Below are 25,346 nucleotides of genomic sequence, written 5' to 3' on the forward strand. Positions count from 1 at the left end.
CCACGCACACCGGTCGCCCTCGCCGGGCCCCGGCCCCCGTCGCGAACGCCTCGCGACCAGCCGCGACGTCGCGGCTGGCGGGAACGTAGCGGCACCCCGGGGGACCGCGGGCGGGAACGGGAGGACGACGTCGCGCGCGTCATCCGAACGGCCCAACGCAGCGCGCGGCGCGGGCGGTCGGCGCGGGGCACCGGCGCCTCTGGGACACTGGCGCCATGCCGCTCGACGACGCCCCCGCGCCCCGCGTCCCCCTCGCCGACGTCACGCCGGCCATCGCCCTCGGCCCGCTCGACGGCCGCTACCGGCCGACGGTCGCGCCGCTGGTCGACCACCTGTCGGAGGCCGCGCTGAACCGCGCGCGCGTCGAGGTCGAGGTCGAGTGGGTCATCCACCTGACGTCGCACGCCGTGGTGCCGGGCGCCCCCGAGCTCGCGCCCGACGAGCAGCAGTACCTGCGGGACGTCGTCGCGACGTTCGGCGCCGCGGAGGTCGCCGAGCTCGCGGAGATCGAGCGCACGACGGTCCACGACGTCAAGGCCGTCGAGTACTTCCTCAAGCGGCGGATCGCCGAGGCGCCCGACGCGCTGCGGGCCGACACCGTGCTGCCGCAGGTCAACGAGCTCGTGCACTTCGCGCTGACCAGCGAGGACGTCAACAACCTGTCGTACGCGCTCATGGTGCGCGGCGCGGTGCGCGAGGTCTGGTTCCCGGCCGCGGTCGCGCTGACGGACGAGGTCGCGGCGCTCGCCGTCGAGCACGCCGAGGTGCCGATGCTCGCGCTCACGCACGGCCAGCCGGCGACGCCGACGACGCTCGGCAAGGAGATCGCGGTGCTCGCGCACCGCCTGCGCCGCCAGCTGCGCCGCATCGAGGGCGACGAGTACCTGGGCAAGCTCAACGGCGCGACCGGCACGTACGGCGCGCACCTCGCGGCCGTGCCGGACGCCGACTGGCAGGTCGTGTCGCGCACGTTCGTCGAGCACCTGGGCCTGACGTGGAACCCGCTGACCACGCAGATCGAGTCGCACGACTGGCAGGCCGAGCTGTACTCCGACGTCGCGCGCTTCAACCGGGTGCTGCACAACCTCGCGACCGACGTGTGGACGTACATCAGCCGGGGCGTGTTCACGCAGATCCCCGTCGCGGGGGCCACGGGCTCGTCGACGATGCCGCACAAGGTCAACCCGATCCGGTTCGAGAACGCCGAGGCGAACCTCGAGATCTCGTCGGCGCTGCTCGACACGCTGGCCTCGACGCTCGTCACGAGCCGCCTGCAGCGCGACCTCACGGACTCCACGACGCAGCGCAACATCGGCCCGGCGTTCGGGCACTCGCTGCTCGCGATCGACAACGTGCGCCGCGGCCTGCGGGCGCTCGCGGTGGACCGCGCGCTGCTCGAGCGCGAGCTCGACGCGAACTGGGAGGTGCTGGGCGAGGCCGTGCAGTCGGCCATGCGCGCGGCGTCGGTCGCGGGGGTCCCCGGCATGGAGAACCCGTACGAGCGCCTCAAGGAGCTGACGCGCGGCCACCGCCTCACGGCGCAGGACATGCGGGACTTCGTGGACGGTCTCGGGCTGCCCGCGGACGTCACCGAGCGGCTGCGTGTCATGTCCCCCGCGGCGTACACCGGGATGGCGGCACGACTCGTCGCCCACCTGGGGTAGCCGGGCCGCCCGGTCTGTCCGGTTCGGGGTCGGATCGTCCCTCGTCTGCGTCACCCGTTCGGATCATTTCTCACCTGTCAGTGGGAGCGATCCCCGTCGAGGCGCTTCGACACCTGGACATCCGCCCGGGATGGGCGCCAGAATCGTCGCCGTCGTCGGAATCCTCCCCTTCATCCGATCCGGCAAGGAAGCCCTCCCGTGACTCTCATGCAGAAGGCGATCACCCCGTCGCTGACGCAGGCGCACCTCACGCAGGGCCACGACCGCATCGCCGGTTACGTGGTCCGCGCGGAGGACGTGGCGTTCGCGACGACCCCGGCCCAGCTCTTCGAGGTGCACGGTCTCGGCTACCCCGGGTCGCCGTTCAGCCCGTACGACCGGTCCATCGACATCCTGCGGTTCGAGTCGTCGCCCCAGCTGCAGTACCGCGACGTCCCGGGCTACATCGTCCCGCTGTGGTGGCTGCGCCACTCGCGCATCCCCCCGGGCGCGGAGCTGATCCGCGTCCACGACGACGGCACGTCGACGCTGCTCGCGCGGTACGGCGACGTCGGCACGGGGTGGACCGTCACGCAGCTCGGCGCACCCCGCCCGTCGCTCGCGTCGCTGTCGCGGTGCGTCGGCCCGGTCGCCAAGTGGCACGGCGCGTACCTCGAGGCCGACGTGGTCGACGGCGGGCACACGGTCGTGCTGGCGCTCGCCAACCCGCCGCTCGCCGAGACGGGGTTCCACCAGTCGCCGTCGGGCCGGTGGTACCGCCGGGTCGCGCGCGAGGACGTCACCGAGCTGTTCGAGCTCGACCTGACGGCCCGGTGGAACGGCCTGTCGGTCCGGGTGGTCGACCAGTGGCAGGACGCGCAGCGGTACGTCGTCGCGCGGATCTCGCACCTGGGCGACGACATCGAGCGCGCGGAGCGGCTGCACCTCGAGCGCGTCGAGGCCGGCGTGTACGAGGCGATCGTCTACGCAGCCGAGCTCACCGACATCCAGACCAACCAGGTCGTCCCGCACACGTGGGCACCCGGGCCGGCGGCGCAGCAGCGACACTGGGCTCACTCGTGACCTCGCGAACGCGTGAGAACTGGTCCGCGAAACCCCGGACACGGGGCACCTCGCTCCACTAGCATCCACGACATACCGGCACGAACCCGTGCGGCGCTGTGCCCAGCGCCCCGGTCACGGTCAGCGCGACGCCGCCTGACCCCACAGACCGCACCGGGCCTGGTCCTCCCCCCCGACCAGGCCCGGTGCGCTTTTTGCACGCAGCCGGGCTGGCGCCCGCGGCGCCGCACGACGTCACGCAGCCGCACGACGCGGAACGCGGTGACGCGCGGCACGACCGCACGACGCGCGCGCTGACGCTCGTGCGCGAGCGTCAGCCGCGGGTCGGCACGACCGCGGGGACCTCGATGGCGGCCAGCTCGGCCAGGGCACGCGCGTAACCCGCGGCGTCGCCCGCCCGCGCCGCGGCCCGCGCCGCGACCGTGGGCCCGTGCAGCTGCGCGCGCGCCCGGCGCCGCAGCGAGCGGGCGTGCGCGTCGTCCGGGCTCGCGTCCGGCAGCGCGTCGAGGGCCGCCTCGAGCCCGCCGAGCACGCGCGTGCGCTCCGCGACGACCGCCGGGTCCCACTCGCGGACGCGCCGGTCCGCCTCGAAGTCGTCGGCGGCCCGCTCGACGACGTCGCGCGCGTGCTGCAACGCCGCGTGCTCGGCCGGAGCGTGCTCCGCGACGGACTGCAACGACACCAGCGCGACGCCCGGCAGGGTCCGCACGTCGGGGTCGACGTCGTGCCGCAGCGCCAGGTCGACCACGGTCAGCGGCCGCTGCGCGGTGCGCCGCACCGCGGCGAGCGCCTCGACCCCCAGCACGGCACCCGCCGCGCCCGAGCACGCGACCACCAGGTCCGCCTGCGCGACCTCCGCCAGCAGGTCGGCACCCGCCGGCAGCGCCGTGACGCCGCGCTGCGCCGCGAACTGCCCGGCACGGCCGCTGGGCGAGAACACGCGCACGTCGCGCACGCCGCGCGCCTTGAGCGCCGCGAGGCTCGCGCCCGCGTACGAGCCGGTGCCGATGAGCACGCACCGCACGGCCTGCCAGTCGGCCCCGTCCGGCGCCTCCGCCGTCGCCTCGGGCGTCCCCGACCCGTCCGGGGCGGGCGCGGCCACGGCCTGCGCGGCGACGCGCGGCAGCGTCCGCGCCGCCAGGTCGAGCGCGACACCCACCACGGACCGCCCCGTCGACCCGAGGCCGGTCGCGGCCTCGACCGCGCGCGACGCACGCGACGCCGCCTGGAACAGAGCCTCGAGCGTCGACGTCGTCGTGCCGTCACGACGTGCCGTGGTGAGCGCGCGCCGCACCTGCCCGGCGATCTCCCGCTCCCCCACGACCATCGACTCGAGCCCCGACGCGACCGCGAACAGGTGCTCGCTCGCGTCGCCGCCGACCAGGGGGCGCAGGTGCTCGACCACGGCGTCGGGCGCGTAGCCCGAGCGCGCGGCCACGGCCTGCGCGACGGCGCGGCGGGCGCGCGGCGTGTGCGCGGTGTCGTCGACGTCCAGGTACAGCTCGAACCGGTTGCACGTCGCGAGCACGACGGCACCGGTCACGGCGGGGGTCGCGGCGACCACCTCCCGGCCGACTGCCTGGACGTCGGACTGCAGACGCTCGAGGACGGCGAGGTCGAGGTCGTGGTGGCTCGCGACGAGGGACAGGAGCACCACGGGGCCCGATTCAATCATCCCGGGAAAAGTCCGGCACAATCGACGGCGTGAGTCTTGCCCCACACCATCCCCTCGTCGACGGCCGCACCACGGATTCCGCGCTCGTGCGCGCCTATTCCGGGACGCGTCCGGAACGGCTGCCGGTGTGGTTCATGCGCCAGGCCGGCCGGTCGCTGCCGGAGTACCGCGAGTCCCGCGCGGGCGTCGCGATGCTCGACGCGTGCCTCGACCCGGACCTGGCTGCCGAGATCACGCTGCAGCCCGTGCGCCGCCACGGCGTCGACGCCGCCGTGTTCTTCTCGGACATCGTCGTGCCGCTCAAGCTCGTGGGCGTCGACGTCGAGATCGTGCCCGGCACCGGCCCCGTCATGGGCTCGCCCGTGCGCACGCTCGACGACGTCGAGCGGCTGCGCGACCTGGGCCCGCTCGACGCCGCACGCCTCGCGCCCGTCGCCGAGGGCGTGGCCCGCACGGTCGCGGCGCTCGGCGGCACGCCGCTGGTCGGCTTCGCGGGCGCGCCGTTCACGCTCGCCGCGTACCTCGTCGAGGGTGGTCCGTCGCGCGACCACCTCGCCGCACGGCGCCTCATGCACGCCGACCCCGCGGCCTGGTCGGCGCTCATGGCGTGGGCCGCCGAGATGTCGGGCGCGTTCCTCGAGGCGCAGGTGCTCGCCGGCGCGAGCGCGGGGCAGCTCTTCGACTCGTGGGCCGGCGCGCTGTCGCTCGCGGACTACGCCGCGCACTGCGCGCCCGCGTCGGCGCAGGTGCTGGCGCGGGTCCGCGCCCTGGGCGTGCGCACGGTGCACTTCGGCGTCGCGACGGGCGAGCTGCTGGTCGCGATGCGCGACGCGGGAGCCGACGTCATGGGCGTCGACTACCGCGTGCCGCTCGACGAGGCGTCGCGCCGCCTGGGCGGCGGGACGCCGCTGCAGGGCAACGTCGACCCCGCGCTGCTCGCGGCGCCGTGGGACGTGCTCGAGGCGCACGTGCGCGACGTCGTGCGGCGCGGGCGGTCCGCTCCCGGGCACGTCGTGAACCTGGGGCACGGCGTGCCGCCCGAGACGGACCCGACGGTCCTGACGCGCCTGGTCGAGCTGGTCCACGCGCTGTGACCGACGCCGCCGCCACCGCGCCCGGGGCTGACGCGGCGCCGCCCGAGGCCGGGTCCGCGCCCGCCTGGGAGGCGGTCGTGGTCGGGGCCGGCGTCGCGGGGCTGGTGGCGGCGCGCGAGCTCGTGCACGCGGGCCTGCGCACGCTCGTGATCGACGAGCGGGACGCACCCGGCGGGGTCGTGCGGGCGCACGAGGTCGCGGGGCTGACGCTCGACGCGGGCGCCGAGTCGTACGCGACGCGGAACGGCTCGGTGGCGGCGCTGCTGGCCGGGCTGGGCCTCGCGGACGACGTCGTCGCACCGCAGCCGCGCGGCGCGTGGGTGCACCTGACCAGCGGCGACGGCCCGCTGCCGCGCACGGGGCTGCTCGGCGTCCCCGCGCACCCGTGGGCGCCCGACGTGCGGCGCACGCTCGGCACGCCGGGTGCGCTGCGAGCCCTGCTCGACCTCGTGCTGCCGGCACGCGTGGGGGCGCGCGAGACGACCCTCGGCGGCCTGGTGCGCGCGCGCATGGGTGCCGCGGTGGTCGACCGGCTCGTGCACCCGGTGGTGGGTGGCGTGCACGCGGCCGACCCCGACGACCTCGCGGTCGACACCGCCGCGCCCGGGCTGCGCGAGGCGGCCGCGGCGGAGCGCGGGTCGCTCGCGCGCGGCGTGCGACGGCTGCGCGCGGCCGCCCCGGCGGGCACCGCTGTCGAGGGCGTCGCGGGCGGTCTGCACCGGCTGGTGGACGCGCTCGTCGCGGACGTCACCGCGCACGGCGGCGTGGTCCTGACCCGCACGAGCGCGGCGTCGGTCGAGCGCGCGGAGGACGGCACGCTCGTCGTCGGCACGCAGGACCGGCACAAGCCGCCGCGCCCGGCGCGCGAGCTGCGCACGGCGCGACTGGTGGTCGCCTCGCCGGGTGCGGCACGCCTGCTCGACGGGCTGGACGGCGCGTCCCTGGGCGACGTGCGGCTCGACGCCGGCGCGCCCGTGACGCTCGTGACGCTCGTGCTCGACGCGCCCGTGCTCGACGCGGCGCCGCGCGGCACGGGCGTGCTGGTGGGGCCGGGGGTCGACGACGTCCGCGCGAAGGCGCTCACGCACGCGACGGCCAAGTGGGGCTGGGCCGCGGAGTCGGCGGGCCCGGGTCGGCACGTCGTGCGGCTGTCGTACGGGCGCGCGGCCGGGGCGGGCGCCGACCCCTGCGCCGACCACGACGCGAGCGCCGCCCCGGCGGACCTGCCGACGGGCGACGCGCTGGTCGACCTCGCGCTGCGGGACGCGTCGACCCTGCTGGGCGTGCGTGTCGACCGCGGCGCGCTCGCCGGGTCGGCGGTGGTGCGGTGGACGCAGTCGCTGCCGCGCCCGAGCACCGCGCACCGGGAGGCCGTGGCGGCGGTCCGGGCGGCGGTCGCGGACCTGCCGGGGGTCGCGGTGTGCGGCGCCTGGGCGGCCGGCAACGGCTTGGCGTCGGTCGTGCCGGACGCGCGGGCGGCCGCGCGCTCGCTGGTGGCGGGCGACGCACCCGCCTGACGCCGGGCGGTCGCGGACGCATTTCCGCCAGGGATCTGACGACCTGTCAGAAATACTCACAGGAATGTCGTGCGTCACATTCTGTCGCCGCCCGTCGGGTGGACCTGACGCATTGTCAGAACGATCCGGCAGACACATTTCGCGGCCACCTGGACCTTCGCCCCTGTTTCGACATCCGCGCACCCGCGGACGACACTGGACACATGCCCCAGGACGTCCGGATCGGCACGCGCGCGAGCGCCCTGGCCCTCACGCAGACGGGCCACGTGGCCGACGCGCTCGCCGCGCTCGGCGACCTCGCGGTCGAGACCGTGCGCGTGCGCACCGAGGGCGACCGCACCCGCGCGTCGCTCGCAAGCCTGGGCGGCACGGGCGTGTTCGTGACCGCGCTGCGCGACGCGCTGCTCGACGGCCGCTGCGACGTCGCGGTCCACTCGCTCAAGGACCTGCCGACGGGCCCGGCCGACGGTCTCGTGATCGCCGCGGTGCCCGAGCGCGCCGACGCACGCGACGCGCTGTGCGCGCGCGACGGGCTCACGCTCGCGACGCTGCCCGCCGGTGCCCGCGTCGGCACGGGCTCGCCGCGGCGGGCCGCCCAGCTGCGCGCGCTGCGCCCCGACCTCGACGTCGTCGACATCCGCGGCAACGTCGGCACCCGCCTGGGCCGCGTGCGCGGGCTCGACCCGACCACCGTCGCCACCGGCGACCACGGAGCGGCACCGCACCCGGGCGTCGGCACCGACGCGCCGCGCGGCGACCTCGACGCGGTCGTGCTGGCCGCCGCGGGGCTCGGCCGCCTCGGGCGGCTCGACGCCGTGACCGAGTGGTTCGACCCCGCCGTGCTGGCCCCGGCCCCCGGGCAGGGCGCCCTCGCGGTCGAGGTGCGCATCGCCGACGCGAAGGCGGCCACGCCGCTCGCGGACGCGCTGCGCGCGCTCGACCACGCCCCGACCCGCCGCGCGGTCGTCGCCGAGCGCGCCGTGCTCGCCCGCCTCGAGGCCGGGTGCGCCGCCCCGATCGGCGCGTGGGGGCGGCTCGACGACGCGACGGGCGAGCTCGTGCTCGACGCGGTCGTCGCAGCGGTCGACGGCGCACGCGTGCTGCGGCTGAGCGCCCGGGGTCCGGGCGACGACGACGCCGCGGCCGACCGCCTGGGCCGCCGGCTCGCCGAGGACCTGCTCGACGCGGGCGCGGCCGACCTCGCACCTCTCGGACCGGTGCGATGACGCCCGGCGCCGCCGGACCGTTCGACGGGTCCACGTCCGACGCCGCACCGCGCCACCTCGCGACACCCGACGGGACCACGTCCGACGCCGCCGCGCCCGACAGCACCACGCCCGAGGCCGCGACCCCCGACGGCACGACGTCCGAGCGGCCCGCGAGCGCACGCCCCCCCTCGCCGACGCTCGCGGGGTGGCGCGTGCTGGTGCCGCAGCCTCCGCTCGAGGCGGGCACGGGACCGGGCCGCACGAGCCCGGCGGCGGTCGCCCTGGCGACGGCCGGAGCCGAGCCGCTCGTCGTGCCGCTCGTCCGCACGCTGCCCGTCGACGACCTCACGCCGCTCGACGACGCGCTGCTCGCGCTCGGCGCGGGCTGGTACGGGTGGCTCGCCGTCACGAGCCAGGCGGCGGTCGCCGTGCTCGGCGAGCGCGCCGCGGCGCACGACGACGGTCTGGCGGCGGTCGTCGCACGCGCGGGCGTGCGCGTCGCGGCCGTCGGCCCGGGCACGGCGCGCGCGCTCGAGGCCCTGGGCGTGCCCGTCGACGTCGTCCCGCCCGTGCGCTCGACGGCCGTCGACCTCGTCGCGGCGCTCGTCGCGCTGCCGGACCCGGGCGCCTCCCACGTCGACCCCGCGACCGGTCGCTCGGCCGTCACCGTCGACGCGACCGATGACGGGTTCGCGGCGGTGGGCGACCGGCGGCGCGGGGGGACGGCGGACGCGGGCGACGAGGACCGGGGACCGGCCGGTGGGGCGGACGTGCGCGAGCTGCGCCCGGCCGCGCGGCGGACCGACGACGTCGTGGCCCGGCGCGTGCTGTTCCCCCGCGGCGACCTCGCCGCGCCGACGTTCGCCGACGGGCTCACGGAGGCCGGCTGGCACGTCGACGACCTCGTCGTCTACCGCACGGTGCCCGCCGGCCCGCCCGACGCCACGGTCGCGCGGGCGTGGCGCACCGGCGACGTGCACGCCGCGCTGCTCACGTCGGCCAGCACCGTGCGCGCTCTGCTCGACCACCTCGGGCCCCCGCCGCCCGCGACGCTCGTCGTCGTCATCGGCCCCAGCACCGAGGCCGAGGCCCGGCGCCTGGGGCTGCGCGTCGACGCGGTCGCGGCGCGGCAGACCCTCGCCGGGCTCGTCGCGGCGCTCACCGACGTCGTGACCCGCACCGGCGCGACGCCCGGCTCCCCCGCCCCGTCCGCACCCCCCACCCCCGCGGAGGACCCCGCATGACCACCCCCTCACCCGGCCGGCTGCGCCCGCGCCGCCTGCGCCGCACACCCGCCCTGCGCCGCCTCGCCGCCCAGACGCGCCTGCACCCGGCCGACCTCGTGCTGCCGGTGTTCGTGCGCGAGGGCCTCGACGCGCCCCGCCCGCTCGGCTCGATGCCGGGCGTGCTGCAGCACACGCGCGACTCGCTGCGGCAGGAGGCCGCGCGCGCGGTCGAGGCCGGGCTCGGCGGGATCATGCTGTTCGGCGTGCCGGCGCACCGCGACGCGACGGGCACGCGCGCGACCGACCCCGACGGGATCCTCAACGTCGCGGTGGCCGACGTGGTCGCGGAGGTCGGCGACGACCTCGTGGTGCAGGCCGACCTGTGCCTCGACGAGTTCACCGACCACGGGCACTGCGGCGTCCTGACCCCGAGCGGCGCGGTCGACAACGACGCGACGCTCGAGCGGTACGCGGCGATGGCGGTCGCGCAGGCCGAGGCGGGCGCCCACCTGGTCGGGCTCAGCGGCATGATGGACGGCCAGACGGGTGTCGTCCGGGACGCGCTCGACGCGGCCGGCCACACCGACGTCGCGGTGCTCGCGTACGCCGCGAAGTACGCGTCGGCGTTCTACGGGCCGTTCCGCGAGGCGGTCGAGTCGCAGCTCGACGGCGACCGCCGCAGCTACCAGATGGACCCGGCGAACCGCCGCGAGGCGGCGCGCGAGGTCGCGATCGACGTGGCCGAGGGCGCGGACGTCGTCATGGTGAAGCCCGCGATGTCGTACCTCGACGTGCTGGCCGACGTGGCCGCGACGTCACCGGTGCCCGTGTGGGCGTACCAGGTGTCGGGCGAGTACGCGATGATCGAGGCCGCGGCCGCGCAGGGGTGGATCACCCGCAGGGGTGCCATCACCGAGTCGGTGCTCAGCATCCGCCGCGCGGGCGCCGATGCGATCCTGACCTACTGGGCGACGGAGCTGGCCGGGTGGCTGGCGGAGGAGCGGTGATGACGCAGGTGGACGACGTCGCGGGTGCAGCCGGCCCCGTGGACGGCCCGGCGTGGACGGGCAGCAGCACCGCGGCGTTCGAGCACGCGACGTCCGTCATCCCGGGCGGCGTGAACTCCCCCGTGCGGGCGTACGGCTCGGTGGGCGGCACGCCCCGGTTCCTCGCGTCGGCGGCGGGCGCGCACGTGACCGACGTCGACGGACGCACGTACGTCGACCTCGTCGGGTCGTGGGGCCCGGCGCTGCTGGGCCACGCGCACCCGGAGGTCGTCGACGCCGTGCAGCGCGCGGCCGCGCGGGGCCTGGGCTTCGGCGCGCCGACGACGACCGAGGTCGAGCTGGTCGACGAGGTGCGCGCACGCGTGCCCGCCGCCGAGCGGGTGCGTCTGGTGTCGACGGGCACCGAGGCGACCATGACGGCGCTGCGGCTGGCGCGCGCGTGGACGGGCCGCGACAAGGTCGTGAAGTTCGCGGGCTGCTACCACGGGCACGTCGACGCGCTGCTCGCGCAGGCGGGGTCGGGCGTCGCGACGCTCGCGCTTCCCGGGTCCGCGGGCGTCACGGCGGCCGTCGCGGCCGAGACGATCGTCGTGCCGTACAACGACCTGGACGCGCTGCGCACGGCGTTCGCCGAGCACGGCGGCTCGATCGCCGCGGTCATCACCGAGGCGGCGCCCGCCAACATGGGCGTCGTCCCGCCGCTGCCCGGGTTCAACCGCGAGCTGCGGCGCCTGACGTCGGAGCACGGCGCGCTGCTCGTGCAGGACGAGGTGCTCACGGGCTTCCGCGTGGGCCCGGCCGGGTGGTGGGGCCTCGAGGGCGCCGCCGAGCAGTGGGCGCCCGACCTGCTGACGTTCGGCAAGGTGATCGGCGGCGGGCTGCCCGTCGCCGCGGTCGGCGGGCGCGCCGACGTCATGGACCAGCTCGCGCCGCTCGGGCCCGTGTACCAGGCGGGCACGCTGTCGGGGAACCCGGTCGCGACGGCCGCGGGGCTGGCGACGCTCCGGCTCGCGGACGACGACGTGTACGCGCGCGTCGACGCGGCGGCCGCGCGGCTGCGGCGCGAGGTCTCGGGCGCGCTCGCGCAGGCCGGCGTGCCGCACGCGATCCAGTGGGCGGGCAGCCTGTTCAGCATCGTGTTCGGCGAGCGCGCCGCCGCCGAGGGCGCGCGCGACTACGCGGGCGTGCAGGCGTCCGAGCACTGGCGGTACGCGCCGTTCTTCCACGCGCTGCTCGACGCGGGCGTGCTCGCGCCGCCGTCGGCGTTCGAGGCGTGGTTCCTGTCCGCGGCGCACGACGACGAGGTGCTGGACCGCGTGGTCGAGGCGCTGCCGGGTGCGGCGCGCGCCGCCGCGGAGGCCACGCGTCCCGAGTGACGCGGACGCGGGCGGCCCGGGATCCGGGCCGCCCGCGCGCGGGTGGCAGGGCCGGCCCGGCTCCGGACAGGTGCGCCGGGCCGGCCCTCCACCGTTCGAGGGTGCCGCGTCAGGCGCGCGGCGCGACCGGAGAGGCCGACTCCGCGTCGACGGCCTGCGAGGCGTGCGACGACGTGCCGGGCGCGTCCGCGTCCTCCGCCGGCCCGTGGGCCGTCGTCGCGGCGCCGCGCCCGGCTGCGAGGTCGAGGCGGTAGGCGCGGACCGACCACGTCACGGCCGCGACCCACACGAGCGCGATGGCCGCGAGCACGAGCCCCTCGGTGGGGGTGTCACCGACGCCGACCCAGTCGGAGCGCAGCAGCGTGCGGGTGTTGGTGAGCACGATGACGCCGCCGACCGCCGAGCCGAGCACGCGGCCGGGGACCTTGCGCACGAGCCACGCGGCGAAGGGCGCCGCGATCAGCCCGCCGACGAGCAGCGCGGCGACCCACGTGAAGTCGATGCCCTGCGAGCCGAGCGAGAACAGGAAGCCGAGGCTCGCGGCGAGCGCGACGAGGAACTCGGACGTGTCGATCGAGCCGACGACCTTGCGGGGCTCGAGCCGCCCGGACGCGAGCAGCGCGGGCGTGCCGACGGGGCCCCAGCCGCCACCGCCCGTGGCGTCGACGAACCCGGCGAACACGCCGAGCGGCGCGAGGAACCGCTTGCGAAGCGGCAGGTGCTGGCGGTCGGTGCGCAGGCCCTTGAGCGTGAACCGCACGAGCAGGTAGACGCCGAGCGCGAGCAGCAGCAGGGACATCACGGGCTTGGCGGCGTCGGTCGAGAGGTTCGACAGGAACGTCGCGCCGGCGAACGCGCCGACGGCGCCGGGGACGCCGATGCGCAGGACGACCTTCCAGTCGACGTTGCCGAACCGCCAGTGCGAGACGCCGGACGCGAGCGTCGTGCCGATCTCGGCGAGGTGCACGGTGGCGGAGGCGGCGGCCGGGTTGGTGCCGATCGCGAGCAGGAGCGTCGTCGAGGTGACGCCGTAGGCCATGCCGAGGCTGCCGTCGACGAGCTGTGCGGCGAGGCCGACGAGGGCCAGGAGGATCAAGGAGGGCAAGGGGACCACCTCGGGGCGGCCGGCGGGGAGGCCGGGAGCGGGTGACGCGCACGGGCGGTTGTCCGTACCTCGATGATAATTCCGACCTGGTTAGCGGGATTTCAAGGATCGGTCGCATCCTGAGACGCCGTCTCGTGAGCGGACGGCGCGGCGGCACGGCGCGGGGCGTAGGGTCGTCCGCCGTGACGACCGCGGGAGTGATCAGGGTCAGCGCCGTGGTGCTGCGGGACGCGACGGGCGCGGTGCTGACGGTGCGCAAGCGCGGCACGTCGCGGTTCATGCTCCCCGGGGGCAAGCCCGAGACCGGCGAGACGCCCGCGCAGACCGCGGTGCGCGAGGTGCAGGAGGAGGTCGGCCTCACGCTGCGCGTCGAGACGCTGCGCCCGCTCGGCGTCCTGCGTGCCGCCGCGGCGAACGAGGACGGCTTCGAGGTCGAGGCCGACGTCTTCGAGCACGCGCTCGACGCGCCCGTCGCGGTCGGCGCCGAGATCGCCGAGCTGCGCTGGCTCGACCCCGACGCCCCGCTGCCGCCCGACCTCGCGCCGCTGCTGCGCGACCGGGTGCTGCCCCTGCTGCAGGCCTCGCCCCGACCCTGACGACGTCGGGCGCCCGGCCCGGGGTTGCCGCGCGACCGACGGGGGTCGCCGCGCCACCGTCAGCGGTTGGCCGCGCCTCGTCGGAGGTCGCCGCGCCACCGTGACGGGGCGGGCGCGCCCGTCAGGGGTTGAGCCAGGCGTCCTCGCGCGCGGCCTGCCGGACCACGAGCTCGGGCAGCTCGCGCTGCACGACGTCGGCGAGCGTGACGCCCTCGAGCACGTCGCGCACGGACGCCCGCAGCGCGACCCAGACGTCGAGCAGCGCCGTGGCCGATCCCTCGTAGGTGAGCCCGGGCGGGCGCACGTCGCGCACGGTGACGAGCGGGCCGTCGACGGCCCGGATGACCTCGGCGAGCGTGATCTCGTCGGCGCCGCGCGCGAGCCGGTACCCGCCCGCGCGGCCGCGGACGCTCGTGACGACGCCGGCCCGGCGCAGGTCCCCGAGGATCCGCTCGAGGAAGCTCGTGGGGATGCCCTGCCCCTCGGCGAGCACCTCGCTCGAGACCGAGTCGTCCGCCGGCCTGCTGGCCAGCTCGGCGCACGCCCGCACCGCATAGTCCGCCTTCGCCGAGACACGCATGGGGTCGATCATCCCTGAGCGGGGCGTCCGCCGGGCGCGAACACCCTGGCGCAGATACCCCCCAGGGGTATGATTGACGCATGTCCACCGAGACGGCACCCGTCACGCACGACACCCCCGACGCCGACGCGTCCGCGGTCGCAGCCCCCGCGGACGCCGCCGTGCACGACCACGTGCACGACCACGCGACGCACGGGTACTCGCCCGCCAAGGCCGAGTACCTGCGCCGCCTGCGCCGCATCGAGGGCCAGGTCCGCGGCATCGCCCGGATGGTCGACGAGGACGTCTACTGCATCGACGTCCTCACGCAGGTCGCCGCCGTCACCAAGGCGCTGCAGGCCGTGAGCATCGGCCTCGTCGAGGACCACCTCGGCCACTGCGTCGTCGACGCGGCGCGGCAGTCCCCCGAGGCGGGCGCCGAGAAGGTCCGCGAGGCCTCCGCCGCGATCGCGCGCCTCGTGCGCAGCTGACCCACCCCCGCACCTCGCGGCCGACCCGCCCCGGGTCCCCGCGACACGTCCCGCGGCACGGCTCCCCACCCGGGGCCGCGCCACCCACCCGCCGTCCGCGTCGCCCCGGCCGCCCCCGCCCGCTCGCGCAGGCCCCCGCCGCACCGGACACCCGCACCGAAGGAGCACCACCATGGCCACCACCACGTTCCGCGTCGACGGCATGACCTGCGGCAACTGCGTCAAGCACGTCACCGAGGAGCTCACCGCGCTGCCCGGCGTCACCGACGTCACCGTCGAGCTCGTGACCGGCGGGGCCTCCCCCGTCACCGTCACGTCCGACGCACCGCTCGACGACGCCGCGGTCGCGGCCGCCGTCGAGGAGGCCGGCTACGCCGTCACGCCCGCGCGGTCGCTGCTGTGAGCGCGCCGCGGACCGCCCCCGACGGGGTGGGGGCCGCGGGGATCGACCTCGCGGTCGAGGGCATGACCTGCGCGTCCTGCGTCGCGCGCGTCGAGAAGCGGCTCAACCGCGTGCCCGGCGCGACCGCGACGGTGAACCTCGCGCTCGAGACCGCGCACGTCGAGATCACCCCGACCGACGACGCCCCCGCGCCGACCGTCGACGACCTCGTGGCCGCCGTGCGCGCCGCCGGGTACGACGCGCACCCGGTCCCCGCGCCCGGCGCGGTGCACCACGGCGCCGCGGCGGACCACGCGGCCGCGCACGACGCAGCCGGCGACCACGGCGCGCACGACGAGATCGAGCACGCGCTGTCGGGCATGCAGCACGCCGGCATGGAGCACGACGCCGACGACGACACATCCGCCCCCGTCGACGCGCGCGGCGCCGACCTGCGCCGCCGCCTGCGGGTCGCGGCCGTGCTCACCATCCCCGTGGTCGTGCTGAGCATGGTCCCGGCGACGCAGTTCCGCGGCTGGCAGTGGCTCGTCGCGGCGCTCGCGCTGCCGGTCGCGACGTGGGCGGCGTGGCCGTTCCACCGCGCGGCCGTGCGCGCGGCGCGGCATGGGTCGTCGACCATGGACACGCTCGTGTCGATCGGCGTGGTCGCCGCGACCGCGTGGTCGCTGTGGGCGCTGCTGCTGGGCGGTGCGGGCGAGCTCGGCATGCGCATGACGCCGACGCTTTTCCCGGCCGCGGGTGCGGGCCACGGCACCGCGATGCCCGAGCTGTACTTCGAGGTCGCGGCCGTGGTCGTGACGTTCCTGCTCACCGGCCGGTACGCCGAGCACCGCTCGCGCCGGCGCGCGGGCGACGCGCTGCGCGCGCTGCTGGACCTCGGCGCCAAGGACGTCGCGGTGCTGGTCGACGGGCCCACGGGCCGCGTCGAGCGGCGCGTGCCGGTGGACCGGCTCGCGGTGGGTGACGAGTTCGCGGTGCGCCCGGGCGAGAAGGTCGCGACCGACGGCGTCGTGGTGACAGGGACGAGCGCGGTCGACACGTCGCTGCTCACGGGTGAGCCCGTGCCGGTCGACGTCGGCCCCGGCGACGAGGTCACGGGCGCGACCGTCAACACGTCCGGGCACCTCGTGGTCCGCGCGACGCGCGTCGGCTCCGAGACGCGCCTGGCGCAGATCGGCCGGCTCGTGGCGCGCGCGCAGACCGGCAAGGCGCCCGTGCAGCGGCTCGCCGACCGGATCTCGGCGGTGTTCGTGCCGGTCGTGCTCGTGATCGCTGTCGGCACGCTCATGGTGTGGCTCGCGACCGGCGGCGGCGTGCAGGCCGCGTTCACGGCGGCCGTCGCGGTGCTGATCATCGCGTGCCCGTGCGCGCTGGGGCTCGCGACGCCGACGGCGCTGCTGGTCGGCACCGGGCGTGGTGCGCAGCTCGGGATCCTCATCAAGGGCCCCGAGATCCTCGAGGAGACGCGGCGCGTCGACACGATCGTGCTCGACAAGACCGGCACGGTCACGGCCGGGCGCATGGCCCTGGTCGACGTCGTGCCCGCCGCGGGCGAGGACGCCGACGAGGTGCGGCGCCTGGCCGCCGCGGTCGAGCGGCTCGCCGAGCACCCGATCGCCCGCGCGATCGCGGAGGCCGGACCGGAACTGGATCGCCCTCTCGCGACAGAGCGATCGGGCATCCCCGCCGAGAGCGCAGGACTGGATCACCCTCTCGCGACAAGGCGATCGGGCATCCCCGCCGAGAGCGCAGGACTGGATCACCCTCTCGCGACAGAGCGATCCGGCAACCCCGCCGAGAGCGCCGGACTGGATCGCACTCTCGCGACAGAGCGATCGAGCATCGGGGTCGGGGCGGACGGGGTCGCGGTCGGCGCCGACGAGGTGCGCGAGTTCCGCGCCGACGCGGGCCGCGGCGTGAGCGGCGTGGTGCGCACGGCGCACAGCGGCGTCGCGCTCGCACGGCGCGTGCTCGTGGGCCGGCGCGGCTGGCTCGAGGAGCAGGGCGTGCGCACCGACGACGTCGCGGCGGCGGTCGACGCGGCCGAGGCCGACGGCGCGACCGCGGTGGTCGCGGCGTGGGACGGCCGGGCGCGCGGCGTGCTGGTGCTGCGCGACCCGGTGAAGCCGACGTCGACCGACGCGGTGCGCGAGCTGCGCGCGCTGGGCCTGCGCCCCGTGCTGCTCACGGGCGACAACCGGGGCGCCGCGCTCGCGACGGCCCGCGCGGTCGGGATCGCCGACGCGGACGTCGTCGCCCAGGTCATGCCGGACGAGAAGGTCGCGGCGGTCGAGCGGCTGCAGGCCGGCGGTGCACGTGTCGCGATGGTCGGCGACGGCGTGAACGACGCGGCGGCGCTCGCGACGGCGGACCTGGGGCTGGCCATGGGAACGGGCACGGACGTCGCGATCGAGGCGGCCGACCTCACGCTCGTGCGCGGCGACCTGGCGTCCGCGCCGCAGGCGATCCGGCTGTCGCGGCGCACGCTGCGGGTGATCCGGCAGAACCTGTTCTGGGCGTTCGCGTACAACGTCGCGGCGATCCCGCTCGCGGCGCTCGGCCTGCTCAACCCGATGATCGCGGGTGCCGCGATGGCGTTCTCGTCGGTGCTGGTGGTGTCGAACTCGCTGCGGCTGCGGCGCTTCGCGTGACGTCCGCGGCGTGACGTCCCGCGTGACGGACGCGGCGTGACGGACACGGGCCCCCGGCGGTGGTGACACCGCCGGGGGCCTCGTCCTATCATCGTTCTATGACGATGACATCTGCTGAGGACGATGAGGGCGTCTGGAGCACCGACGCCGGCCTCACCGCCCCGACGGCCGCGCTGTTCCGCGCCCTGGGCGAGCCCGCACGCCTCACGCTGCTGCGCCACCTGTTCACGGGCGAGCACCAGGTCCGCGAGCTCACCGACCACCTCGGACTCGCGCAGAGCACCGTCAGCGCGCACCTCGCGTGCCTGCGCGACTGCGGGCTCGTCACCGTCCGGCAGCGCGGGCGCGCGTCGATCTACGCGATCGCCGACCCCGCGCGCCTCGCCGGGCTGATCGCCGCGGCGGAGTCGCTGCTCGACGCGGGCCCGCACCCCGACGAGTGCGCGCACCTCGCGGGGGCCGACCGGTGAGCCACGGCCACGACCACGCGCACGGCGGCACCGACCACCGCGGGCGCCTCGCCGTCGCGTTCGGCCTCACCGCGACCGTGCTGGTCGCGCAGGCCGTCGGCGCGTACCTCACCGGCAGCCTCGCGCTGCTGGTCGACACCGCGCACATGCTCACCGACACCGCGGGCCTGCTCATGGCGCTCGTCGCGGCGCAGCTCACGCGACGCCCGGCGACCGCGCGACGCACGTGGGGGTACCGCCGCGCCGAGGTGCTCGCGGCGCTCGCGCAGTCGGCGGTGCTGCTCGCGGTCGGCGTGTACGTGCTGGTCGAGGGCGTGCGTCGCCTCACCGCGCCGCCCGAGGTGCCGTCGACCGAGCTCGTGGTGTTCGGCGTGATCGGCCTCGTGGCCAACGTCGTGTCGCTCGCCGTCCTCGCGGGCGGACGCTCGTCGGGCTTCAACATGCGCGCGGCGTTCCTCGAGGTGCTCAACGACGCGCTGGGCTCGGTCGGCGTCATCGTCGCCGCGATCGTCATCGCGACGACGGGCTGGCAGCAGGCCGACGCGGTCGCGGGCCTGCTCATCGGCGTGCTCATCGTGCCGCGCGCCGCGCGGCTGCTGCGCGAGACGGCGTCGGTGCTGCTCGAGTCCACCCCGCCGGGCCTCGACCTCGACGACGTGCGCGCGCACCTGCTGGAGGTCGAGCACGTGCTCGACGTCCACGACCTGCACGCGTCGCTCGTCGCGACGGGCCTGCCGGTGGTCACGGCGCACGTGGTGGTCGACGACTCGTGCTTCGGCGACGGGCACGGCCCACGGATCCTCGACCAGCTGCAGGAGTGCCTGGCGACGCACTTCGAGGTGTCGGTGGCGCACTCGACGTTCCAGATCGAGCCCGCGTCGCACCGGACGCACGAGTTCCTCGGCCACGCCTGACGGCCGGACGGGTGACGGGCGGAGGTCCCGAGCCGGGCACCGTGGCGCACTGCTAAAGTGATATCACTTTGATAGCGCGCCACGGCGCCCGTCCCCCGGAGGTCCCCATGCCCGACACCGCCCCGCCGCAGGAGTCCGTCGGAGGCGACCCCAGCGGCCGCCCCGTCGGCCACGCCGGCGCCCGCGTCGACGTCGCCGAGCGGTCCGCGTGGTCCACCGGCGCCGGCGGGGCCGTCATCGGGCTGCTGTTCGTGCTCGTCGCCGTCGCCGGCGCGATCCTGCTGTTCATGGAGGCCGAGGCGAGCGGCACCGACGCGCTCGGGTTCCTCGGCGTCGTGTGCGTCGGCGCCGCGATCCTGCTGCTCAGCGGGCTGGCGGTCATCAGCCCCGGGCAGACGCGCGTCGTGCAGCTCTTCGGCCGCTACGTCGGCACCGTGCGCCGCACGGGGCTCGTCCTCACCGTGCCGCTCACGACGCGCAAGAACGTCTCGGTGCGCGTGCGCAACTTCGAGACCAACGAGCTCAAGGTCAACGACGCCGACGGCAACCCCATCAACATCGCCGCGATCGTCGTGTGGCAGGTCGCCGACACCGCCACCGCGACCTTCGCGGTCGAGGACTACGCCGACTTCGTGCGCGTGCAGTCCGAGTCGGCGCTGCGCCACGTCGCGATGTCCCACCCGTACGACCACGCCGACGACGGCGAGACCTCGCTGCGCGGCGCGACCGACGTCATCTCCGCCGAGATCGCCGCCGAGGTCGCCGCCCGCGTCGTCATCGCCGGCATCGAGGTCATCGAGGCGCGCATCTCCAACCTCGCGTACGCCCCCGAGATCGCGCAGGCCATGCTGCAGCGTCAGCAGGCCGGCGCGATCATCGCGGCCCGCGAGCGCATCGTCGAGGGCGCGGTGTCGATGGTCGAGGGCGCGCTGGGCCGGCTCGAGGCCGACGGCATCGTGCAGCTCGACGACGAGCGCCGCGCCGCGATGGTGTCGAACCTGCTGGTCGTGCTGTGCGGCGAGTCCCGCGCGACACCCGTCGTGAACGCCGGGAGCCTGTACGCGTGACCGGCGACGAGCGCACGGGCGCGGCGGGCGGGGGCGCGGACGACGCGGCCACGCCCGCCGCGCCCGCACGCGCCCGCCGCGAGCGCAAGCAGGTGCTGCTGCGCCTCGACCCCGCGGTGCACGACGCGGTCGCGCGGTGGGCCGCCGACGACCTGCGCAGCGTCAACGCGCAGATCGACCTGCTGCTGCGCCGTGCCCTCACCGACGCGGGGCGCATGCCCCACGCGGCGTCCGACCCCCCACGCCGCGGCCGCCCGCCCCGTACCCCCTGACCGACACCGGCGGACCGACACCGGCGGACCGACACCGCCGAGTGCGCCACATCGCGACCGAGTGCGGGTGTTGCTTCACCCGCACTCGACGGCGATCTGGCGCACTCGGCGGCGTGGGGCCACGCCGCGGGCGTCAGCGGAAGCGGCGGCCCTCGTCGCGGCGGACCGCGACGACCGCGAGCACCGCGAGCAGCACGGTCCAGCCGAGCAGCACCGGCACCGCGAGCGTGCTCGCCTCGACGCCGGACGTCACCTGCACGACGAGGTCGCGCGCGGCCCGCGACGGCAGCGCCTGCGACAGCGCGTCGAGCCAGCGTGGGAAGACCTCGGGCGGCATGAACAGGCCACCGGCGAACGCGAGCGGGAACAGCGTGCACTGGACCACGGCGAGTGCGGCCTTGCTGGACAGCGCGTACCCGATCGCCATGCCGAGCAGCGTGAACGGCACCGCGACGGCCGCGACCATGACGACCGCGCCGAGCGCCTGCAGCGGCGTGAGCGTCGCAGCCGTGAACACCGCGCCGACGACGACGAGCGGCACGAGCGCGAGGTAGCACCACACGAGCCCGTTGAGCACGCGCCCGGCGAGCCGCGGCCCGGGCCGCGCGGGCAGCGCGCGCACGAACGTGTCGAAGGGCTGCGCACGGTCCTCGGCGACGCCCGTGCCGTGCGTGAACAGGCACGACGACATGACGGCGAACGTCGCGAGCTGTGCGACGGCGGCGGTCGAGATCGCCGGGTCGGACGTGATCGAGTCCTGCGGGATCACGAAGAACAGCAGCGCGAGCGTCGGGAACAGGAGGTTGCCGATGACGGCGATCGGCACGCGCACGGTCTCGAGGAACTGGTACCGCGCGTGCAGCCACGCGAGCGACGCCCACGAGCGCAGCGCGGGCGGGGCGGTGCGGGACGCGACGGGTGCGGTGGTCGTGCTCATCGGGCCACCTCCGTGGCGGTCGGGTCGGTCGCGGCGGCGGACGCCGGGGCGGGGGTCGCGGCGGCAGGCGACGCGCCGTGCTCCGCGGGCGACGTGAGGGACAGGAACGCCTCCTCGAGCGACGCGCCGCGCACCTCGAGGTCCCGGAACGGCACTGCGCGCTCGACGAGGGTGCGCACGCACGCGTCGGCGTCGGCCGCGACGAGGGTCGCGCGCACGCCGCCGCGCGGGTCGGGCGCCTCGGTGACGTCGTGCACGCCGGGCAGCCCGGTGAGCGCGGCTCCGGCCGGTCCGGGCAGCGTGAGGCTGACGCGGCGGACGGAGACGAGGTCGAGCACGCGCGCGAGCGTGTCGTCGGCGACGACCCGCCCTCCGCCGACCACGACGACGCGCTGCGCGAGCGCCTCGATCTCCTCGAGGTAGTGGCTCGTGACGATGACGGTCGCGCCGTCGGCGTGGTAGTCGCGCAGCGCCTGCCACAGCACGTGCCGCGCCTCGACGTCGAGGCCCGTGGTGGGCTCGTCGAGCAGCACGAGCCGCGGTCGGCCGACGAGCGAGAGCCCGACCGCGAGGCGGCGCTTCTGCCCGCCGGACAGCGCACCGGTCTGCCGGTCGGCGAGGTCCTCGAGCGCGAACCGCGCGAGCACCTCCGCGCGGGGCATGGGGTCGGTGAAGTGCCCGGCGACGAAGTCGACGACCTCGCGCACCTTGAGCGTGTCGGGCAGCCCTGTCTCCTGCGGCGTGGTGCCGAGCGACGTGCGGGACGCGGGGTCGCGGGGGTCGCCGCCGAAGAGGCGCACGGTGCCCGCGTCGGGGGTGCGCAGTCCCGCGAGCAGCGAGAGCAGCGTCGTCTTGCCGGCGCCGTTGGGGCCGAGCAGGCCGACGATCTCGCCGTGGTCGACGCGCAGGCTGACGTCGTCGAGCGCCGTCACGTCGCCGAAGCGGCGGGTCACGCGGTCGACGAGGACGGGCGGCGGGGCGGTGTCGGTGGTCATCACTGTGCTCCCTTGAGCAGCTCGGTGAGGGTCTGCGTGTAGCGCTCGAACGCGGTGCGCCCGGCGGGGGTGAGCTCGACGTAGGTGGCGGGCGTGCGCCCGACGTGCGTCTTGGTCTGGGCGACGTACCCGGCGTCCTCGAGGCGCCGCAGGTGCGTGGACAGGTTGCCGGCGGTCATGTCGAGGAGCTTCTGCAGGCGCGGGAAGGCGATGCGGTCGCCGCGGTCGAGCGCCGCGAGGGTCGCGACGACGCGCAGCCGTGAGGCCGAGTGGATGACGGGGTCGAGGTCGGCGTCGGTCACGGGTAGCTCCGGCGACGGACCGCGACGACCGCCGCGCCCAGGAGCATGCCGCCGCCGCCGGCGCCGGCCATCACGAGGTACCCGGCGGGCATCCCGACGACGCTCGCGGCAGCGCCGGTGACGACGAGCCAGGCGCCGAGCGCGTAGAACGGCCCGACGCGCCACAGCGTGCCGCCGGCCATGTAGAGCAGGCCGACGACGAGGCACGCGACGCCGTTGGCGACGACCGCGACGACCTGGGGCGGTGCGCCGGCGTTGACGACGCCGGCGACGATCGCGCTCTGCGCGGCGAAGCCGAGGAACCAGGACCAGCCGTACATGGCGCCGACGGTGCGGCTGGTGCCGCGCACGCCGCGCGAGCGCCGCACGAGGTGGACGACGGTGACGACCATGGCGGTGGCCATGAGGAGGCCGAACACGCCGCCGGCGGGGCCAGACGTGGTGCCGGTGGGCGAGCCGCTCGCGGACCACCACTGGACGAGGTAGCCGACGACCCACGCGGCGCCCCAGACGCCGAAGAGCACGCGCTCGTCGACCTCGGAGTCGCGGACGCGGCGCTCCTGCGCGGCGACGATGTCGAGCCCCGCGCGGGGGTCGAGGGGGGCGTCGTCGTCCGCGGGGACGGGCGGGACGGTCACGGTGGGCTCCGATCAGTTTGCGTTGCAAAGCACTTTGCTCGCACGGACCCACGCACGTCAAGTCGAGCGCGCACCCGGGACCGGGGTGCGCACCACCGTCGAGGCTCGTCACTCCCAGCGGACGCCCAGCGCACCCCCAGACCCGCCCCGTACGCTGCCGTCGTGCACAGCGACGACGAGCGGGCCCCCGACGCGACGCCGACGACATCCCCGGGCACCGCGACCGGCACGCCCACCGGCACCCCGGCGGGCACGACGACCAGCGAGGTCACCGCGCCCCGCACGCAGCCCGGCCCGCACCCCCGCACGGACGTCCGTGCCGGCGCGCCCGCACCCGGCGAGCGCGCCGTCCGCCGCCGCCTGACCGCCGAGATCTGGATCGTCCTGGGCCTGTCGCTGGGCAAGTCCGCCGTCTACGCGGTCGTGTCGCTCGTCGCCAAGCTGACCGCAGGCCCGCCGCTCGCGCAGCAGACCGCGACGCTCAACGCGAGCCAGTCGCCGCGGCCCTACCTCGACCTCACGTACCAGCTGCTGTCCATCGTGTTCGTGCTTGTCCCGGTCGCGCTCGCCCTCTACCTGCTGTCGGCGAACGGCCGGTCCGCGACCCGGCGCATCGGCCTCGACGGGCGTCGTCCGCTGCGCGACCTGGGCATCGGCATGGCGCTGGCCGCCGTCATCGGCATCCCGGGCCTGGGGCTCTACGCGGCCGGACGCGCGCTGGGGGTCACGGTCGACGTGCAGGCGGCGGCCCTGAACGCCGCGTGGTGGACCGTGCCGGTGCTGATCCTGGCCGCGCTGCAGAACGCGCTGCTCGAGGAGGTCATCGTCGTCGGCTACCTCGTGGAGCGGCTGCGCGAGCTGCGCTGGGGCACGCCGGCGATCATCGCGGCGAGCGCGCTGCTGCGCGGGTCGTACCACCTGTACCAGGGGTGGGGGCCGTTCGTCGGCAACGTCGTCATGGGCGTCGTGTTCGCCGAGTACTACCGCCGACGACGCCGCGTCATGCCGCTGGTCGTGGCGCACACCGCGCTCGACGTCGCCGCGTTCGTGGGCTACACGCTGCTGCCCGACTCGTGGCTCGCCGTCGTCGGCGTCGGCTGACGCCCCTGCACGGCGGCCGTCAGGCCGCGGCCGAGTCCCGCCCGAGCTCGCGCACGACCGACCGCACGGCGAACCCGCTGACGACGTTGAGCGCGCCGCCCGCGAACGCGAACAGCCCCAGCACGACGCCGAACAGCGCGAGGGACACCTGCGGCCGGGCGACGAGCAGGACCGCGAACAGCGTGCACACGAGCCCGAACGCGAGCGGCCAGTGCCACCCGGCGTCACGCGCCCGCGAGAGGGCGACGGCCGCGATGATCGAGATCACGCCGAGCACCAGCAGCCAGGCGGCGAGCAGGAAGAACAGCACGCGCGCGGTGGGCCCGGGCCACAGCACCACGACGACGCCGACGGCGAGCCCGGCGAGGCCTTCGACGACCCACCAGGTCCACCCCGGCACGCCGCGGTTCGCGACGCCCTGCACGACCGCGACGACGCCGTCGACGACCGCGAAGATGCCGAACAGCCAGACGATGGCCGCGACCGAGGCGGACGGCTGCGCGAGCAGCAGCAGGCCGAGCAGGAGCAGCAGCACGCCGCGCAGCACCGGCAGCCACCAGAGGGTGCGCAGCGTGCGGGTGACCTCGGCGGTGACGTCGTCGACCATGGTGTCCTCCTCGCGGGGCCCGGCCCCGGGGAGGTGGCGCGACCGGCTCGCGACGGCACCCCTGCGCCGACCGTAGCGCGGCGCGGGCGGAGCGGCGCGGGGAGGGCGGAGCGGCGGGCGGTGCGGCGACGGACGGTGCGCTCAGGCCTCGCGACGGCGCCCGCCGTACTTGCGGTGCACGGCCTGCTTGCTGACGCCGAGCATCGCGGCGATCGCGACCCACGACGCGCCGGCGGTGCGCGCACGGCGGACGGCGACGGCCTCGCGTCGTTCGACCTCGCGGCGCAGGCCGGCCAGCGCGCCGAGCGCACGCAGCGGGTCGTCGTCCTCGGCGTGGCTCACCAGGACGGACATGTCGACCTCCTCGGTCACGGGTCTCCTCCGGGCGGACGGGGCAGCGCTGTCAACA

At 76.4% G+C, this 25,346-nt stretch carries 26 protein-coding genes; 17 read left to right on the forward strand and 9 right to left on the reverse strand.

All coding sequences use genetic code 11. The features are described 5' to 3' along the window. Nucleotides 1-215: 215 nt before the first annotated feature. Entirely contained in the window at nt 216-1,664 is a 1,449-nt protein-coding gene (gene purB / locus GY42_RS12330; RefSeq protein WP_046529551.1) for an adenylosuccinate lyase, read from the forward strand. 207 nt (nt 1,665-1,871) lie between these two features. Beyond that, nucleotides 1,872-2,726, forward strand: a complete 855-nt coding sequence (locus tag GY42_RS12335) for a hypothetical protein (protein WP_233421109.1) — start codon at nt 1,872-1,874, stop codon at nt 2,724-2,726. 313 nt (nt 2,727-3,039) lie between these two features. On the opposite strand, the gene GY42_RS12345 is transcribed toward GY42_RS12335, so the two are convergent. Beyond that, nucleotides 3,040-4,383 carry a glutamyl-tRNA reductase gene (locus GY42_RS12345; RefSeq protein ID WP_046529554.1) on the reverse strand — a complete coding sequence of 448 codons (1,344 nt, stop codon included), beginning with the start codon at nt 4,381-4,383 and terminating at the stop codon, nt 3,040-3,042. A 47-nt stretch (nt 4,384-4,430) separates the two neighbouring features. On the opposite strand from GY42_RS12345, the gene hemE reads away from it, so the two are divergent. From hemE to hemL, 6 genes are all read left to right on the forward strand, one after another. Continuing rightward, a complete protein-coding gene (gene hemE / locus GY42_RS12350) occupies nt 4,431-5,495 on the forward strand; it encodes a uroporphyrinogen decarboxylase (RefSeq protein ID WP_046529555.1) in 1,065 nt (354 codons plus the stop codon). Further along, complete coding sequence (locus tag GY42_RS12355) at nt 5,492-7,012, forward strand: protoporphyrinogen/coproporphyrinogen oxidase (RefSeq protein ID WP_236686783.1); 1,521 nt, start codon at nt 5,492-5,494, stop codon at nt 7,010-7,012. The genes hemE and GY42_RS12355 overlap by 4 nt, the downstream gene beginning before the upstream one ends. A 203-nt stretch (nt 7,013-7,215) precedes the next feature. Next, nucleotides 7,216-8,238 carry a hydroxymethylbilane synthase gene (gene hemC / locus GY42_RS12360; RefSeq protein WP_046529556.1) on the forward strand — a complete coding sequence of 341 codons (1,023 nt, stop codon included), beginning with the start codon at nt 7,216-7,218 and terminating at the stop codon, nt 8,236-8,238. After that, complete coding sequence (locus GY42_RS12365) at nt 8,235-9,464, forward strand: uroporphyrinogen-III synthase (protein ID WP_046529557.1); 1,230 nt, start codon at nt 8,235-8,237, stop codon at nt 9,462-9,464. The genes hemC and GY42_RS12365 overlap by 4 nt, the downstream gene beginning before the upstream one ends. Beyond that, nucleotides 9,461-10,453, forward strand: a complete 993-nt coding sequence (hemB, locus tag GY42_RS12370; protein ID WP_046529558.1) for a porphobilinogen synthase — start codon at nt 9,461-9,463, stop codon at nt 10,451-10,453. The genes GY42_RS12365 and hemB overlap by 4 nt, the downstream gene beginning before the upstream one ends. Further along, nucleotides 10,453-11,829, forward strand: coding sequence for a glutamate-1-semialdehyde 2,1-aminomutase (gene hemL, locus GY42_RS12375; RefSeq protein ID WP_046529559.1), 1,377 nt, complete (start codon nt 10,453-10,455; stop codon nt 11,827-11,829). Before hemB ends, hemL begins: the two co-directional genes overlap by 1 nt. A gap of 109 nt (nt 11,830-11,938) precedes the next feature. On the opposite strand, the gene GY42_RS12380 is transcribed toward hemL, so the two are convergent. Beyond that, the gene (locus GY42_RS12380) at nt 11,939-12,934 is read right to left on the reverse strand and encodes a sulfite exporter TauE/SafE family protein (protein ID WP_046529560.1); all 996 of its coding nucleotides are present in this window, start codon (nt 12,932-12,934) and stop codon (nt 11,939-11,941) included. A 182-nt stretch (nt 12,935-13,116) separates the two neighbouring features. Here GY42_RS12380 and GY42_RS12385 point away from each other — a divergent pair, with 182 nt between their 5' ends. Next, nucleotides 13,117-13,530, forward strand: coding sequence for an NUDIX hydrolase (locus GY42_RS12385; protein ID WP_046529561.1), 414 nt, complete (start codon nt 13,117-13,119; stop codon nt 13,528-13,530). A gap of 121 nt (nt 13,531-13,651) precedes the next feature. Here the strand turns inward: GY42_RS12385 and GY42_RS12390 are convergent, their stop codons facing one another. After that, nucleotides 13,652-14,110, reverse strand: a complete 459-nt coding sequence (locus GY42_RS12390) for an RrF2 family transcriptional regulator (RefSeq protein ID WP_046530933.1) — start codon at nt 14,108-14,110, stop codon at nt 13,652-13,654. An 80-nt stretch (nt 14,111-14,190) separates the two neighbouring features. Between GY42_RS12390 and GY42_RS12395 the strand changes: the two genes are divergently transcribed. From GY42_RS12395 to GY42_RS12425, 7 genes are all read left to right on the forward strand, one after another. Beyond that, nucleotides 14,191-14,580 (forward strand): metal-sensitive transcriptional regulator, encoded by a 390-nt coding sequence (locus GY42_RS12395; RefSeq protein ID WP_082131523.1) that lies wholly within the window; start codon nt 14,191-14,193, stop codon nt 14,578-14,580. 172 nt (nt 14,581-14,752) lie between these two features. Beyond that, the gene (locus tag GY42_RS12400) at nt 14,753-14,983 is read left to right on the forward strand and encodes a heavy-metal-associated domain-containing protein (protein WP_046529562.1); all 231 of its coding nucleotides are present in this window, start codon (nt 14,753-14,755) and stop codon (nt 14,981-14,983) included. A 62-nt stretch (nt 14,984-15,045) separates the two neighbouring features. Next, nucleotides 15,046-17,634: a heavy metal translocating P-type ATPase gene (locus GY42_RS12405; RefSeq protein WP_082131742.1), complete on the forward strand. Its 2,589-nt coding sequence runs from the start codon at nt 15,046-15,048 to the stop codon at nt 17,632-17,634. Between the two features lie 98 nt (nt 17,635-17,732). Beyond that, nucleotides 17,733-18,104: an ArsR/SmtB family transcription factor gene (locus GY42_RS12410; RefSeq protein WP_046529564.1), complete on the forward strand. Its 372-nt coding sequence runs from the start codon at nt 17,733-17,735 to the stop codon at nt 18,102-18,104. Continuing rightward, complete coding sequence (locus GY42_RS12415) at nt 18,101-19,018, forward strand: cation diffusion facilitator family transporter (RefSeq protein ID WP_046529565.1); 918 nt, start codon at nt 18,101-18,103, stop codon at nt 19,016-19,018. The genes GY42_RS12410 and GY42_RS12415 overlap by 4 nt, the downstream gene beginning before the upstream one ends. Before the next feature lie 107 nt (nt 19,019-19,125). After that, nucleotides 19,126-20,085, forward strand: coding sequence for an SPFH domain-containing protein (locus GY42_RS12420; RefSeq protein ID WP_046529566.1), 960 nt, complete (start codon nt 19,126-19,128; stop codon nt 20,083-20,085). Continuing rightward, on the forward strand, nt 20,082-20,357 hold the full coding sequence (locus GY42_RS12425; protein WP_046529567.1) for a hypothetical protein: 276 nt from the start codon (nt 20,082-20,084) through the stop codon (nt 20,355-20,357). The genes GY42_RS12420 and GY42_RS12425 overlap by 4 nt, the downstream gene beginning before the upstream one ends. A gap of 133 nt (nt 20,358-20,490) precedes the next feature. Here the strand turns inward: GY42_RS12425 and GY42_RS12430 are convergent, their stop codons facing one another. Genes GY42_RS12430 through GY42_RS12445 form a run of 4 tightly spaced genes read right to left on the reverse strand, consistent with a single transcriptional unit; the run spans nt 20,491 to nt 23,229 of the window. Beyond that, the gene (locus GY42_RS12430; RefSeq protein ID WP_046529568.1) at nt 20,491-21,294 is read right to left on the reverse strand and encodes an ABC transporter permease; all 804 of its coding nucleotides are present in this window, start codon (nt 21,292-21,294) and stop codon (nt 20,491-20,493) included. Next, nucleotides 21,291-22,289, reverse strand: coding sequence for an ABC transporter ATP-binding protein (locus GY42_RS12435; protein WP_046529569.1), 999 nt, complete (start codon nt 22,287-22,289; stop codon nt 21,291-21,293). Before GY42_RS12435 ends, GY42_RS12430 begins: the two co-directional genes overlap by 4 nt. Next, on the reverse strand, nt 22,289-22,591 hold the full coding sequence (locus GY42_RS12440; protein WP_046529570.1) for a transcriptional regulator: 303 nt from the start codon (nt 22,589-22,591) through the stop codon (nt 22,289-22,291). Before GY42_RS12440 ends, GY42_RS12435 begins: the two co-directional genes overlap by 1 nt. After that, nucleotides 22,588-23,229, reverse strand: a complete 642-nt coding sequence (locus tag GY42_RS12445) for a hypothetical protein (protein WP_046529571.1) — start codon at nt 23,227-23,229, stop codon at nt 22,588-22,590. Before GY42_RS12445 ends, GY42_RS12440 begins: the two co-directional genes overlap by 4 nt. A 360-nt stretch (nt 23,230-23,589) precedes the next feature. Between GY42_RS12445 and GY42_RS12450 the strand changes: the two genes are divergently transcribed. Continuing rightward, nucleotides 23,590-24,330, forward strand: a complete 741-nt coding sequence (locus GY42_RS12450; protein ID WP_046530935.1) for a CPBP family intramembrane glutamic endopeptidase — start codon at nt 23,590-23,592, stop codon at nt 24,328-24,330. A 19-nt stretch (nt 24,331-24,349) separates the two neighbouring features. Here GY42_RS12450 and GY42_RS12455 read toward each other — a convergent pair whose 3' ends face one another. Then, the gene (locus tag GY42_RS12455) at nt 24,350-24,937 is read right to left on the reverse strand and encodes an HdeD family acid-resistance protein (RefSeq protein ID WP_046529572.1); all 588 of its coding nucleotides are present in this window, start codon (nt 24,935-24,937) and stop codon (nt 24,350-24,352) included. Nucleotides 24,938-25,078: 141 nt separating this feature from the next. After that, nucleotides 25,079-25,291, reverse strand: a complete 213-nt coding sequence (locus GY42_RS12460) for a hypothetical protein (RefSeq protein ID WP_046530936.1) — start codon at nt 25,289-25,291, stop codon at nt 25,079-25,081. Between the last annotated feature and the right edge of the window lie 55 nt (nt 25,292-25,346).

It is taken from the genome of Cellulomonas sp. FA1 (assembly GCF_000986825.1).
Classification (GTDB): domain Bacteria; phylum Actinomycetota; class Actinomycetes; order Actinomycetales; family Cellulomonadaceae; genus Cellulomonas; species Cellulomonas iranensis.